The sequence below is a fragment of the Nocardia sp. NBC_00881 genome (assembly GCF_045207455.1).
Classification (GTDB): Bacteria; Actinomycetota; Actinomycetes; order Mycobacteriales; family Mycobacteriaceae; genus Nocardia.
The window spans coordinates 6,826,273-6,842,402 of record NZ_CP108798.1; the positions used below are offsets into that span (position 1 = coordinate 6,826,273).

General features: G+C 65.3%; 3 protein-coding genes (1 of these 3 running past the window's edge). All 3 read left to right on the plus strand.

The annotated features are described in order from the left end of the window. Nucleotides 1-15,359, plus strand: partial view of a GNAT family N-acetyltransferase gene (locus tag OH799_RS28730; protein ID WP_406270362.1) — the 3' portion only. 162,469 nt of this gene lie to the left of the window's left edge; 15,359 of the gene's 177,828 nt are visible here — the last part of the coding sequence; its start codon lies beyond the left edge, outside the window; the stop codon is at nt 15,357-15,359. A gap of 142 nt (nt 15,360-15,501) precedes the next feature. Then, nucleotides 15,502-15,636, plus strand: coding sequence for a hypothetical protein (locus OH799_RS28735; RefSeq protein ID WP_406270366.1), 135 nt, complete (start codon nt 15,502-15,504; stop codon nt 15,634-15,636). Nucleotides 15,637-15,735: 99 nt separating this feature from the next. Next, nucleotides 15,736-16,047 (plus strand): hypothetical protein, encoded by a 312-nt coding sequence (locus tag OH799_RS28740; RefSeq protein ID WP_406270369.1) that lies wholly within the window; start codon nt 15,736-15,738, stop codon nt 16,045-16,047. The last annotated feature ends 83 nt before the right edge of the window (nt 16,048-16,130 follow it).

A 16,130-nucleotide genomic window follows, 5' to 3' on the forward strand; every position in this document is an offset into this window, starting at 1 on the left:
ACTTCGGCGTACCACCACTGCCGAGCGCTCCACCGCGCAACAGCGGACATACCGGAGGGCTGTCGAGTCAACCCCCGGCGCCGTCGCCTGCTACGCCGGGCGATGCGGCGTCCGAAATGTTCGGCCCGAACTGGGCGCGGGGGCTCGACGCCGATCCGGTTGTGGCGAATCCGTTCGGCAGGTTCGGTCGCGCGCTGCAGGCGGTCGACGGCGCGACAACGCATGCCGCGGGTGCGGGTGGCGTAGAGGGCGGTGGTCTGGGGAGCGGGAAGCAACGGTCCGACGCGGCGTCGCAGCAGGTCGGAGGGGAACACCCGGACACCCCTGGCACCGACCACGCGCCAGCCGAAGAGATGGTGGACGCCCCGCACGCCAGCGAATATCGGCCGAGCCCGTACGAACGGGTGATGCGGACATTGAGTTCTGACAAGCCCGAGGCGCTCAAGGCATCAGTCTTCCGTGGCCGTGCGGCGGGGGGAGCCCACAGTGTGTACAAGCCTGGCTACCTGGAACACATGCTTCCTCCGCCCAGGGGGCGTTACGGTATCCCTTTCGGAGCAGGTCATCTCGGGCGTCGAGAAGTCGGTGCATATCGGGTCGACGTGGCGTTGGGCTTCGGTCGTATACCGCCGACTGCCCTGGCCGATGGCACCTACGGGCCGGGGTCGAATCAACTGTGGGAGACCTTTTCGTCCTCCAGCTACCCCCTGCGGATGTGGAATCGGCTGCCGCCCGATACACCGCTTTCGGAAAAGATGGCGCAGGTAGTGCGTGAACTTGCCCGATATCCGAAGGTTCACCGCGAGCAAATGGCTGTGATCGACTATGTCATCGCCAATAGCGACCGCCATCTAGGCAACTTCCTCACCGATCGCGACGGGGGGATCGTTGCCATAGACAATGCCCTTTCGTTTCCCGAAAAAGCCGATAGACATTACGGCATCCGTTCGGATTTCGTCACAGAATTTCTCGGCAAGGAACTCAGCGAAGCGGTGATGTCCCATGTCCGCTCCGTCAAAATGGAGCAATTGCGCATCGCTCTACATGACGTCGGGCTGAGCGACCCTGCCGTCAAGGGCGCCCTCGACCGGCTGACCGAGATCCGCCTCAACGGCAAGATTACTGGTAAGGAGTGGAGCGGGCCGATCAACCCTTCTGCTTTCAGGAGAACCTTCGGTCCGGGAACCACCGGACCCTTGCCGTCCGGGTGGATCGAGACACCGCCGGCCGAAGAGATGGTGGACGTCCCGGAGACCGGCGAGAACGCTGGTTCGAATACACCGACTGATGCACGCAGTTCCGGTACACCTACCCCTCGCGGTGCCGTAACAGGCGTCGGGCGAGGTGAGACACCACTGCCCACCGCTTCGCAGAGTGTTCCCGATGATGCTTATGCAGTCTGGTTGCAAGGACTGAGCGATCGGGGGGTGGATACCGAACAGGCGATGTCCGATCTGGCGACGATCTGGGATTTCCTGCGACATGATCCGAAATGGAAATTCGATACCGAACGCGACGAGGCGTTCGAACGTGCGGTCGATCGCTTCGCCGAGATGGGCGAACTCGCCGACATCGGTGAAAGGGGTATCGAAGAGTGGCTTGTCGTCATCGCCCGAAACCTCATGGCCGTGCATGAGAACAACGTCCAGGCCGATAGCGCACCGGAGGAGCCGCTGAGCGGTCCCCGCGTGAATATGGCCAAGCGCCCCGAATTCTGGACTGGCGTGGGTCAGCGGTTGCCCGATCAGGTCGCCGCGGTGATGGGGGACGACCTGGGGATGTTGATGTCTGGCATCGCCGATCTGCCGGAGCAGCATCAGCGGTTCTGTGAGCTGGTTTACCTCCAGGGCCTGTCCCGACCCGAGGCGGCCGAACGGATGGGGACGGACCTCGACGCCATCGGCACAGTGGAGCAGCGGGCGATCGACGGCTTGATCGAATACGTGGGCATTATTGCGTTCTGTGACCGGGTGGCTCGGGTTACCTGCGGCGAGGAACACCCGACCAGATCGCGGTTGATTGGGGTGCGCAGGGCGATGCTGCGCAGAGTGCTGCTCGGTACGCCGCGGCCGCAGGCGTTGGTGCTGCTCGAACGGCACGGTGCGGACGTAGCGTTCCTGCGTGAGATCGGCGCGCGACTGGGCGGATCGGCCGACACCTCGAACGAACAGCTGCACAGCGTGGCGGCCGCCCAATTCGAATGGTCGGTGTCCGCGCTGGTCAATCCGTCGATCGATCGCACCCTGCTGGACCGACTCGGACTGCCCGACACGGTGGCAGGCGCCGTGATCATCGGCGACGACCGGACTGCGGCGTTGCTGCCCGAGGAAGAGTCGATGCTCGAGTCGCTGCCCAATGGTGCGGACTCGCGGCGCGGACGCGAGATCGTGCACGGCCGCACTTGCGCGCATCGCGCGATGCGGAGCCTGGGTGTGCCGGTGACACCGCTGTTGTCTCAGGGCTCCAGGCGTCCAGCGCTATGGCCGGATCACCTGCGCGGCAGCATCACTCATAAAGACAGCCACTACGTCGCGGTGGTAGGCAAGGCCCGCGACATCCAGGCGATCGGAATCGCTATCGAGAACAACGGACCGTTGCTGGCCGCTGCTCGGGCGAAAATCGTTGTCCCGGAAGAAAAAGCCTGGCTCGACCGGATCGGCACCGAGGGCGGCGTGCACTGGGACAAGGTGTTGTTCTCCGCCAAGGAAAGCGTCTACAAGGTGTGGCATACCCTCACCGGAGAGACATCGGGCGACTTCACCATGGTGCGTATCACCATCAACCCGGATGACGGTTCCTTCACCGCCCAGCTGTCGACCGACGACCGGTCGGTGTTCCAGGGCCGGTTCACCGTCCACGACGGCACCATCCTCACCGCAGTCGTGGTGCCGCGCGAGGACCCCGGTCCCGGTGCGGTGGAAGTGCATGTGGCTGTCCGCGGAGAGGGCGGGGAACCCGAAGTCCGGTTCAACCCCATCGTCCAGGCCAACCGTGGGCCGAAGGGAGACCATGTGGGCTGGAACGGGCTGACCGCTCCCCGCGTCGATCCGGACCTCGATCCGGCGGTGGTGCGAGGGATCGCCGCCCAGGGTCCTGATGCGCTGGACGGCCAGGCGGCGCAGCCGAAGCAACCTGCGGCGCCGGTCAGCCGCACTGTGACCAGCCGGTACCACGAGCAGGTGTACGGCCCGGACCCGACGTTCCGCTATGACGACTTCGCCAATGCGGTGGCCGACCCGTTCCGCGGCTTCGGCCGCCGGGCCCGGGCTCGGACGATGATGGTCGACGCGGCGATCACGCACGCCAGCCGGGATGGTGGACAGAGTGGTGCTTTCGGTGGGCGTGGTTTCCAGGACGGGTCGGCATCGGCTGCGCCGCAACCAGGTGCCGGTCCGGACGAGGCTCGGCTGGTCGACTCCGAGGAAATCTTCGATGAGGACGAGCAGGAAACCCGCGGCCCACGCACAAATCTCGGCACCCGCCAGCCGGAGCCGATCGAACCGGCGACATTGACTGACCTGCTGAACGAACACGATGTACGGCGACGGATCGCGGCAGGCGAACGTGCGGTGCCCGTGCTGGTGGAGGCATTCGAGAAACTGATCACCCGCCATCGGATTCCCGCAGGTCGGAAACTGCCGACGGACAATGACTATGACTTCGCCCGCCGTTTCGGTCTATCCGCAAACAGGATGCGCTCGGCCTACCACCAGTTGGCGGCCAAGAAACTGGTGGCGCGGACGCCGGGCATCGGAACGGTGGTGCTCGCGGTGCCGCCTGCTCCGATCGAGATGGCGGAGCTGGTCGAAATTTTCGCCGAGCATTCGGTCTCGCGGGACCCGGCCGACCGGCCGCCGAGCACCGCGACAGTGACAGACGTGATCGCACAGGAGATCCTGTCCGGTCGGCTGGCGCCGGGGCGGAAACTGCCGTCCGCCAAGACGGTCGCCACTCGTCTCGGAGTATCCAAGGGAGCCGTGCTCGCGGCCTACGGGCAGTTGAACAAGCGGATGAAGCTGCTGGTGGTTCGGCCGGGGCCTGGCGGAATCGTCATCGCGGCGCTGCAGGAGCGCCCGTCGACCGCCGCGGCGGAAGAGGGCATTGTCTCCGCGGCGGATCTGGCAGCCATCGTGACCGCTTGGGCGCAGCGGCATCCGGCGCCCGAGGACGAGGGCGTCGATACCCTGGCCTGGACCTTGCGTGCCGCCATCCTGGCCGGTGATCTGAAAGCGACGTGGCAGCTGCCGGGCAGCGCGGAATTGGGCCAGGCGCTCGGTATCGCCCCGGCGACCGTGGCCCAGGCCTATCGCCAGGTACGTGACCACGGACACCTGATCCTGCGTGACGGTGCGAACATGGTGGCGGCGATCGCGCATGCCGAGGCCGCGGCGAGCGATGTGCTGGTGGTCGATCCCGAGGAAATCTCCGATGGGGACGAGCAATCAACCCACGGCCCACGCGAAAACCTTCGCACCCGCTTGGCCGGGCCGGTCGATCCGGCGACATTGACGGAGCTGCTCGGGGAATTCGACGTGCAAGCCCGGATCAGGGGAGGCGAACGGCAGGTGGCCGTGCTGTCGGATGTGTTCGGTAAGTTGATCACCCGGCATCGGATTCCTGCGGGCGCGCAGCTGCCGAAGGATGAAAACTCCGCCCGCCGGATCGGCGTATCCGAAGGCACGCTGCGTCGGGCCTACAACCAGTTGGCGGCCCAGCAATTGGTGCGCATGGGGCCGCGCATCGGAACGGTGGTGCTCGCGGTTCCGCCCGCTCCGATCGAGATGCCGGAGCTGGCCGAGCTGTTCGACCGGCATTTGGTGCCGGATAAACTGCGCGAACGGTTCCCGATATCCGCGACGGTGGCGGACGCGATCGCACAGGAGATCCTGGCCGGTCGGTTGGCCCCAGGGCGGAGACTGCCTGCCGCGAAGACAGTTGCCACTCATCTCGGAGTAGCCGAGGGAACTGTGGTCAAAGCCTACGGACAGTTGGACAAGCGGCTGAAGCTGGTGGTGGTTCGGCCGGGTCGGGGTGGAACCGTCATCGCGGAGCATCAGGCGCACCCGGCGACCGCCGCCGCGGACGACGGTCGGGTCGAGGGCATCATCACCGCGGCGAACCTGGCAGTCATCGTGACCGCTTGGGCGAGGCGGTATCCGGAGCCCGAACATGAGGACGTCGACATCCTGGCCTGGATACTGCGGGCCGCCGTTCTGAACGGTGACGTGAAAGCGAAGTGGCAGCTGCCCGGCAGCAAAGAATTGGCCCGCGCGCTCGGCATTTCCCCGGCGACCGTCGCCCGGGCCTATCGCCAGGCACGCGACCAAGGACACCTGATCCTGCGTTATGGCGCGGATACCACGGTGGCGGGCAGCTACGCCCGGTACGACCCGGAGCGGCTGCGCGAACGGTTCGGTCGAGTGCCGCAGGGTGTGGTGGAACTGGCGGCCGAACTGCGGGCGGCTATCAACGCGGGCGATCCGGCCTTGGGGGAGCTCCTGCCGCGACCGGACGATCTCGCCGCGGTGCTCGAGCTGCCGGTGGATGTGGTGACCGGCGCCTACGACTGGTTGCGCGCCGAGGGGCACCTCGGTGGCACCGGCGGCGTCACCACCATGGTGTCGACCCGACCTGGTACGGAAAACGCCGCACCACAGCCTGCTTCGGTCTTTCGCAGCGCGATCGCCACCGAGCGGCCGCAGGTACTGTCACCCGAGGACGAGGGGGTCCCGGCGAAGCAGCCCGTGTCGGTGGTCGAGCCCCCGCCTGACGCTGCGGTGAATGACGAGCGGGAGCAGCCAGCGCTCGACACACCCGAGGCCGCGGCGCCTGCCGAAGAACCGGTCTCGGTAGGCACCGGCCCCGAGGGCGAGCAGGAGCCCACACTGCTCGTCGCCCCTGAGCCACCGGTTTCGGTGGACGACGCGCATGCCGAGACGCAGGAGGATCCGGCGTCGGCGGGCACGCGGTCCGAGGGGGAGCGGCCACAGCTCAGCACACCCGAGACGCCGGCGTCGGCTGACGCCTCGCACGTCGAGGCGGACGAGGATCCGGAGTCGGTGGACGCGGATTCTGAAAGCGAGCCGGAGCTGCCGGTGTTTGTCTGGTCCGAGGATGCTCCATCGACCGATGCGCCGTACGCCGCAGCCGACGAGCCCGAACCGGCGCAGGAGTCGGCCGACGCCGACGAGGAAGACGACGAGCCGATCTGGGTTGTGTCACCGGTTGCCGCGGCATTGACCGAACCGGTGCTGGCCGAACTGCTGCCCGCCGAGGAATACCGTTGCCTCGGTGCAAGTTCTGGCCGCCGGATGTCGCGGCAGGAGGCCGTCGCCTTGTTCAATGCGGCCCCGACGAAGGGTATTCACCGACCGTGTAATCAACGCCACAACGCCCACATCATCGAGTACCGGGATTTCGAGATCTGGGTCACTCTCGAGAGGATCCGTAGTCTCGACCCGGTGGTGTTGCCGCTGTACGACACCCTCGAGGCGGCCGCGGAGTTCCTGGCCGAACCGTCGCCGATATTGTTTGTCGGTGACGGGTTCGAGATCCGCCGCCGTGTCGAGGGCGAACGGCTGACCGACAAGCACGATGGCGTAATTCAGGCGGCGTGGAACGAGACGACTCGGCGACTGGAACAGCTGCCGCCTGAGCTCCTACCGGAGTTGCCCGAGGACTGGCCTGCCTCCGGTGATGTTCTCGGACTGTTGCGCGGACTGCTCGACCGCGATGAGCGGATTTACCAAGAACTGCGGACCGATCCGCTGCAAGACCAAGCCTTCACCATGTTCGACTTCCCGGCGCTGTTGACCCAGGATGTGTCGTTCGATCCCGCGGTGCTGCGCTCACAGCCGTTCCAGCCGTTGGATACCGAGCTGGCGCCTGAGGATATTGTGCGCCGCAGCGACGAACTCCGGGTTCCTGGACTGCGGCCCACCTTCTATGGTCCCGCCGACTACGCCGATGCCATTGTGTTCAGCAGGTACGGCAGCGGCGAACCCGCGCCGGAGCTGCGGCCGTATCTGCAGCGGATCGCGGTGGCGCGGGCCATGCACGCGGTCGCCGACATGGTCAGTGCCATAGCAACCCACACGCTGACCCAGCATGAGGCTCGACGGCTGGCTGCCGAGCTGTGGTCCGCTGTCAACCGCGCCCGGAAGGTGTGGGGCAAACCGCCGTTGCCGGTCGGGCCGCGTGGGTTCCTGGACGTCATGGCCGGCCTCTCCTTACAAGCAGGAAACAGCACCGATTTCGCCGCCAACCCGAATTCAACGATCGAACCGTCACAGTCGGCGCACCGCTGGCTGTTCCCCCCGGATGCCTATCGGACATTCGGCTCGCCCTCGGGTATGACTGTGTCGCGTGCCGACGCTCAGGTCCTGCGCCGCGGTGCGGTGATCTACGGCAAGCTGCGCAAAGAAGACAATGAGGACGTCTACGAATACTTGGGTTTCCTTGTCCGGTTCCGTATGGGGCTTGCGTATCGGCTGGATCCGGAACTCTGCTCCTCGTCGGAGATCATCGGACGGATCGCGGCATCCGTCGATGCCGCGCCGCAACGGATTTACAGCGACGATGACGGTGACATCGATGTTGATGTCGATCTCGAGCCTGGTGAAACCCGCACGATTCTGCCAGGTTTTCATCCCAGGGTTCGGGCGGGTCTGCCGACCGTGGAGCAACAGCTCGCCGAGCTGCCGTCGAGGCGTCTTCCCGAAGGTGCTCTTGCAGGCCCACAGCGACCCGAGGAATTCCTCCGCGGGTTGTGGGACGGCGATATCGAATTCTTCCAACAGCATTGGCAGCAACGGCACTATCAGACGGTGTTGGCGCTATTCGGCCTGACCGAGGAGATCACGCAATGGCAGCCGAACTATGACCTGCTGCAACCCCAGGACTTCCAGCTTCTCTACGGCGATCTGACGCACAGTCATCAGACAAAGCGGCAGCACGGTCCGATCGGTATTTTCGAGTGGGGCAATACAGTGTACGGCCCGCCGGACTATCAGGCGGCGCTGCTCGCCGAAGCAGAAGGCGGCACCCGGATTCCCGAGGAACTGCGTCCCTATGTCGATCGCATTGTGCTGGCTCGTGCGATCCGATCGGTCGTCCGGCTGGTCGATGCAGTGCGGATGGGTCAATTGGCCAACATTCGGTGGCCGCTGCTCGCTGAGGAAGCACAGCGGGGATTGATCCGGGCGCGACGGCTGCTGCCTGGTCAACCGGTTCCCCCGGAGACCGATGACCTGTTAGATCTGGTGTGTCAACTTGTGCGTCCGGAGATGGAACGGGAAGAGCACTGGGTGATCAGCCCGCACGCCGACACCCTGCTGAAGGTCCCACCCCCGCGTACGTTCCAGTATTTCGGCGGTGACGCCGGGAGACCGATGACCGCCGAGGATGTCGCCGAGATCCGGTCGCTGGCGATCGAGCACGGCACCAAATATTCGGGGAACTACCGTGATGTCTACCTGCACGGCGGCTATGCCGTCGGAGTCCGCAAACCACAGGCCGATCCCGACGCTCCGCCGATGGATCTGGTCGTCTTCCCGGACGAGTCCATCATCCTGACCATCCTGGCCGAGGAAGGTGTCGACGGAGTGCCGCGCAGGCTCTATGCCGATGACGAAGGCACCATCGACTTGGCGATCGAAGGCGAGTCGCCCGCCGACTGGAGTGAAGAGGGCGTCTTCACTTGGCTCGTCGCCAAACTCGAGGAGGTCGGTGCCAAAGTGCCGCTGACCGACGAACTGCGACGGCGGCTGGGGCTGTCCGAGCATTATCCGCCGTCGGGTGATACCGCGCGGTTCCTGCGGATGCACTATGAACATCTGGAGCAGGTGTACCAGCATTTCCGTCGGAAACCGCTGTACCAGATGATTTTCGACCTGGCCGGATTGCCGAATTCACTGTTGGACGGACTCGATCTGTCGAACGTGCCGCCGGAGGAGTTCGTGCTCCTGCAAGCCGACCCGATCCTGTCCAACCTGCTGCGCAACAGAGTCGGCAAGCGGTTCCTTTTGGACTGGGGTCTGGCTCAGTTCGGTCCCAAGTCATTCCAGGATGCGATCCTGGGGCAGCGTAACTCGTTCCCGGGATACGACCGGCGTCCGAGGCTGCGGCCGTATGTCGACTTCCTGGAGAAGGCCAGGGTGGTGCACGATCTGGTCCGCATGTCCCAGCTGATGAGAACCGAGCACAATGCGGATATTCCCTTCAACATGGTGAATGCGCTGATCAAGGCGATCGGCTCGGCCCGGCAGTCATTGGGTTTGCCGGCACGGTACTTTATGGTGTACAACCTGGAGTCTTTGGTTTCCACATTGGTGAATTCGCCACGCAGTCCACAGCTGGAGCCATTGATGATTCAGCGCAACCGCCAGATCGTGCGCATGGTGCATGATGGGTGGCCGTTTATGCGAGTACGGGAAATGGTGGATGCGTTCCAGCTCTGCTGGAGTCAGCTGGCGAGCCGGCCCGGCATGGACCCCACCCTGCCCCACAGCGATCTTCTCGTCATCGACTTCACTGTCACCGGCGACCCGGACAACCGGCGACTGCGGATCGACATGACCGACAAGCGCGTTTCGCGCCATCCCGAGCTGACCCGGGAAGCCGATGAAATGATGTTGGAGACCGGGCAGTTGGCCGGTATCACCGCCGACTGTGATGCCGAGTACCACATGGATGGCACCTACACCTTGTCGTGTGCCATCGACGAGTCGAACCGTGTGGCTGAGGTCGAAACGCCCGGTGCGACACCGGAACAACAGCGGGCCGATCTGGAGAAATGGCCGAATGCTCGCGAGATGAGCGAACTGGTCCGGGAGGTCCAACGGGACTCCGACACCTTCGGTGTGCTGTCCGAGGCCGACGACGAACTCGTCTACCGGTGGGTGTGGTCGATGCTGTCCGGTGACGAAGCGGCGGCCGACCGGATCGTCACCGAGATTTTCGCCCGCTCGGTCGGCCGTACCGGCGAACTGGGCACGGACCGGTACATCATGGAGCGCTTCGCCGATGTCCACACCGATATCATGCATGAACTGTGGGGCCGCGCCCGCGAGGCCGATCTGCCGGGCTGGGACAAGAGTGGAATCGACTGTCGAGGCTTCTCGGTGGATACGTTGATGTACAAGCGAATCGGCATCCTCATGTACGCTTCCCGCGGCCGCCGCGATATCGCCGCAAGCGCCTACGGAGTGGACCCGACCTCATTGGGCCCGGATTCACCGGTCCTACAGCAATTGTCCGATCGTCTTGGCGGACTCCGGACGGAACTGCTCACCATGATCGGCTTCGATCCGGACGAGTCCGTGCATTGGTCGGATATCCAATACAAATTCATGGAAATGGCGCGCTGGCTGAAATCGGTCACCGAGGACCAATGGCGGCATGCCGAAGGCGCCGGAAAGATGCCGCAGGTCCTCGACTGGTTCAGCCGCTGGCTCCGTGATGAGCTGGTCGTCGGCGATCACATCAAGAGCGAATTGGCCGCGGCGCTGTCCATGCCACGGTTGCCCTCCGACTGGCAGCCCACCCGTGACGACACATCGGCACCGCTGCGCCGGATGGCGGCGTCGCGTTCCCCCGAGGCCGCCCACTTCGCCGCCGTCGCGCTGGAGATAATGGCACTGGACGATGTGACCGAACTTGCCCGACACTCCAACAGCGACGAGCGCAGGCTGCATGAGATCGATGACGAGCTCGCCCGTCGCGGAATCGATCTCGGGCTGCGCACCCTGTCCGAGCCCGCGCCGTCCTCCGGTGCACCAGCGACCCGCTGGGCCGGCATCGCGCTGGCTGGTGGCCAGCCACTGCCCGCCGACCGCTATCGGCACCTCGGCGGCTGGCGTGGGGTCCAGATGCCCGACGAGGTGGCGCACGAGCTGACTCAGCAGGCGTTCCAGTCCGCCGCCGAACAGGGCCGCAGCGGACTGTATCTCCCGGCGGGCGAGGACTACTTCGTGTACGTCGGCGAGCCCACACCCGAGGTTCCGATGTTCCCGCACCACGTCCTACTGGAACACTTCGCCCGACACGGTCTGCAGGGTGTCCCACAGGTGCTGAAGACCATGGTCGGTGTGCAGCTGCCGGACGGTCGGGTATCGGAGGAGTCGGCCCCGTTGCTCATTGTGCGCAGGCTGCCCGGACACTCACCCACAGGAGAGGAATACTCCGAGCACCAGGGCGCGATGCTCCGGGGCATCGCCGGATTCCGGCGGCAGCTGCGCCGGGTGCCGATCGAGCCGCTGCGGCAGTACCTGCCTTCCGGTTTCCCGGCCGACGGTGACGCTGCCGGCTGGTTCACCTTCGAGGTCGACCGCGAGATGGCGAAACTCCGGCAAGCCATCGACCAGGTTCCCGGTGTATCGGAAAGCCTGACCATGCTCGGCGTCCCCGAACACCCCTTCATGCCGCTGCTGCTGGACGTCGATGCCATGCGGGAAGTGAAATTCCAGTTCCTGCACAAGGGTTATGAGCTCGAAACCATGCTGATCAAGGACGGCACACTGTCCGGTGTACTGGGCTGGGAGCAGGCTGGCTTCGGCGACCCTGGTTTCGATTCGGCAGTGCGCGACCGCCATGGACCCAATTCCCACCGCTACGCCCAATTCGTCGAAGTCCAACAGATCCTGCAGGACATCATCACGGTGACAGTCGCCCGCCAGACCGATCCGCGATGGCGACCGCCCTCCGAACTCAGTAGTCGTCTCGACCGCAACCTCTTCGAGGCTCAGCGCATGTGGGGCACCTCGACCAGAAACTTCCGCAGGCAACTGAACGACTTCCTCGACCCCGCGGTATCGTTCGCCGCCGGACATCAGGCCGCACCGGCTCCGGAGGGCAACCCATCTCGCGCGGCGTCGACCGATCCGAATCCGCCGCGTCAGGAAAACCGCAAATCCGCAGCGTACCTCCGCGGCAACTCGTCGCACGCCGCAGATAGCGGGCACGATGTCAGCTCCTACCCCGAAGCGGAACATCAAGCGCGACTGGGAGAATCGGCCGACGAGACGGAGCGCCCAGACGAGGATGACGGTGGCGGTTCCGCGCGACCGTTGGATCCCGGACCACCACCTAGGGACGGGCCTGCGGGTGGGGCCGGTATAGCGCAGTCTCCGGATCAGCACAGCGCGTCGGATCAGCCCCGAGCGGGCGATGGGTCGACGGCCCGGCCTGCGGAAGGACCGCCCGATGCGGGTCACGGTGGATCTCGGGGATCAGGTGTCGATACGGAGCCGCTGACACACCTACCCCACGAGCCGAGTGCCGGGGGATGGGTGCCGGAAGATCCCGCCGGGTTCGGCTTGGATGTTCCCAGACGAAAAGCAGGGGATATCGGCGGACTCGTAGTGCCGCCACCACGTGGACAGCGATTCGACCCCGGCCTGGTCCACGCCGTAGGCCCGAATCCGGAGGGATGGGCGGTCGGGGGGCGTGGGCAGCAGCCCGAACCGCCATCCGATGAACACGGATCGGCGAGCACCGTTGACAGCGACGTCGGCGACAGTCCGGCAGCACCTGACACTTCGCCCGGTGGTGATCGGGTCGAGGCGGTCGAACCGAGTCCGGAGGCGGCCCAGCGGATCAGCAGCCTGCGGGCGCGGTACACGGAGTTGAACCAGATAGCCGCACAACGCCTTCGGGATGGGGATGCGGTCGCAGTGAGGACGTTGCGTCTGGCTTTGGACCGGATCGAGGCTGAGTTGGCGCGTTTGAGGAGTACTGGAACGGTGATCGACGACGTTCCGGTGGTGGCCGGCCCGGACCACCGGCTGGCGATGGACTCCGTGTTCGATCCCGAACTCGCCTACCAGCGGTTATACCGTGAGGCCGAGGATGCAGTGCTCGGCTATCGGCAGGTACACAGGTACGCGCCGGACGTGGCCGAGGGCCAGCTGGCCGAGATCCGACGGATGGTCGACCGTGCCGCCGAACTTGCCCCTGCCGCCGGCCGTGCCGGGGAAGTCGATGAAATCGAAGCTCTCGTCACGATTCTCGAACAGCCAGATCAGTCCAACGGGGGCGGTCGACCGCCCCTCGTTCAGGGTGATGCGGCCGATGACGGAGTTTCCGATGAACACGGATCGGCGAGCACCGTTGACAGCGACGTCGGCGACAGTCCAGCAGCACCTGACACTTCGCCCGGTGGTGATCGGGTCGAGGCGGTCGAACCGAGTCCGGAGGCGGCACAGCGGATCAGCAGCCTGGAGGCGCGGTATGTGGAGTTGAACCGGATGACCGCGCAACGTTTTCGGGAGGGCAATGCGGTCGACGCGACGGTGTTGAATCTGGCCTTCGACCGGATCCTGGCTGAGTTGGCGCGTCTGAGGAGTACTGGAACGGTGATCGGCGACGTTCCGGTGGTGGCCGGCCCGGACCACCAGCTGGCGATGGACTCAGTGTTCGATCCCGAACTCGCCTACCAGCGGTCATATCGTGCGGCCAGGGACGCGGTGATCGGCAATCAGCGTGTACGCACGAACCTGGCGCCGGACGTGGCCGAAGGCGAGCTGGCCGAAATCCGACGGATGGTCGACCGTGCCGCCGAACTTGCCCCTGCCGCCGGCCGTGTCGGAGAAGTCGATGAAATCGAAGCTCTCGTCACGATTCTCGAATGGACCGATCAGTCCAACGGGGGTGGACCGATCCTCGTTCAGGGCGATCCAGCCGATGACGGAATTCCCGATGAACACCCTATTCGGCTGAAACGGCCTCTCGGACCGGACGCGCCACAGGTCGGGTCTGCCGCGGCCCGGCCGCTTGGACCTGCTGCCGACGACGCCCCGGTACCGGGGCCCGGTGCGGGTCGGTCGGTCGGCGGCGAGACGGGTTTCGCGGCGGGGCTGGATCGTTCGTCGCGTCCGGTTCGTGGCTGGGATGTCAATCCTACGGTGGCAGAACCATTGTTCGGCCGGCGCGGCCGGACCCCGAGGATGACCGACGGTGCGGTGGCGGCTGCCGCAACTCCGGGTGACCCGAATGCCGGTGCGTTCGGCGGCAGACGAAGGGGATCGGATGCCGGTCGACCGGCACCGCCACCGCGGTCCGGTACGGATGCTCCCGCCGCACAGCAAGATGTGCCCACCAGCCGTCCGGACGAGCCGACGCCGGATCGCGCAGGTGGGCCGCGGGCCGAGGAAGAGCGCAGCGAAGCGGCGGATTCCGCCGACACCGATGCCAGTACCTCCACAAAGCCTTCTCGCGATCCGAAACACGATTGGCAGGAACGCGATTCGATCCTCGAGCGGCGCAGTCTGGCCCGTCGTCTCGGCCGCCACCACGGCGCATTGCCCGACGACGCTGTGCACAAGGTCCCCGAACCCGTCGAAACCGCCGACCTCGGCAATATTTCGACGCTCTACGCCGCGCGAATGCCGGACGGCAGGACCGTCCACTTCCGCCTTCTGGGCGACCCGTACGGCTACCCGGTCCTACTGTCGCCCGGTACGCCCGTCGGAGTCGACGGCCCGCTGCCGAATAGTTGGGAACTGAAAAAACGAGGATATGCGCTCATCGTTGTGGAAAGACCTGGTTACGGCGACTCGGATCCGCTGCCGGGCCGCAGCGTGGCCGATTGCGCCCGCGACATCATTTACATCGCGACCGAACTTTTCGCATTCGACCACTATTCCGTGCTCGGACGATCTGGTGGTGGAGCGGTGGCTGTCGCGGTCGGCGCGCTGGATCCCCGCCACGTCGACCGAGTCGTCACACTCGTAGGCACCGCTCCGAAGCTCGATGACATGGGTTCTTGGTTGCACGGCATGGCCAAGGCGAACCGAGACATCTACGACACCCCCCTCGAAGTCATGGTCGCGGACCTCATGGAGAAGGCCCTCCGTATCGCGCGTGACGGGGAGTATCTGATTCGCTACAACGAGAAAGAATTCACCACGATGGACCACATGTGGGTGGGCACACATCGCCACGCGCTCGCCCGCGGCTACCAACGCGCGCTGCGCAACTACCCACGAGCATGGGGCGACGACGCCCGTCAGACGACCGGGAACTGGGGAATAAGGTTCGGTGGATACCGAGTCCCGGTCGACATTGTGCACGGTGCCGCCGACCAGTTCTCACCGCCCCACCAAAGCCACACCAACGCCAGACTGATCCCGACCTCGAAGCTGTGGCTCTTCCGCGGCGTTTCCCACATGATGGGTATGGATGCGCTGCCCGTCATCGTGAGATACTTCCGCGCCGAACGAGACGCCTACTGGAACGATTCTCTCCAGCGTGAAGGATGGCAATCAAGAGACATTCAAGGCGCCGAATCCGAACCACTTCCACTTCCGAGCTGGATGCATTGGCGCGGCCGATGGGATGAGAGAGCGGCACAACTGACGTAACGCGGTCACCCGGCCCTCATCCATCCCGAACGAGGCGCCCGCAGACAGAAACGACAGTGATCGTGCGCCCGATGTCGTAACAGCGCACATCGCCGCAGGTGTTCCCACCACTATCGAGACCGATCGCGACGGATCGCTCGCTGTGGCGCCGTTCGAGGAAGCAACGGCGATCGCTGGCGTCGACGACCAGATCTCCGACGACGACCATGCACAGGCCGACGCAGCCGAGGATCGGGACGGATCGGCTGCCGAGGGGAATGGTGATCCGCATCCCTGAGTGAATACTGCCGGGCGACCCGAAGTCTGGACCGGTGTGGCTCAGCGGGTGCCTGATCAGGTCGCCCCGTGGCTGGGTGGTGGCGACCCGGGGATGTTGATGTCTGCCATCGCCGATCTGCCGGAGCAGCATCAGCGGTTCTGTGGGTTGGTTTACCTCCAGGGCCTGTCTCGACCCGAGGCTGCCGAACGGATGGGGACGGACCTCGACGCCATCGGCACAGTGGAGCAGCAGGCGATCGACGGTCTGGTCGAGTATGTCGGCATCATCGCGTTCTGTGACCGGGTTGCCCACCGGAGGCGAGGAATCCCCGGCTCGATCGCGGTTCCTCGGGGCGAGCAAAGCCATGCTGCGCCGAGTGCTGCTCGGTATGCCGCGGGGACCGGGCGCTGGTCGGGGTGCAGTCCCTAGGCAGCGGGTAGGCGATGGACGCTTCATCTTCGACTGGACTCGGGCCGATACGTGCCGTTGATCCGTGGCGCTGGAGAATCAGC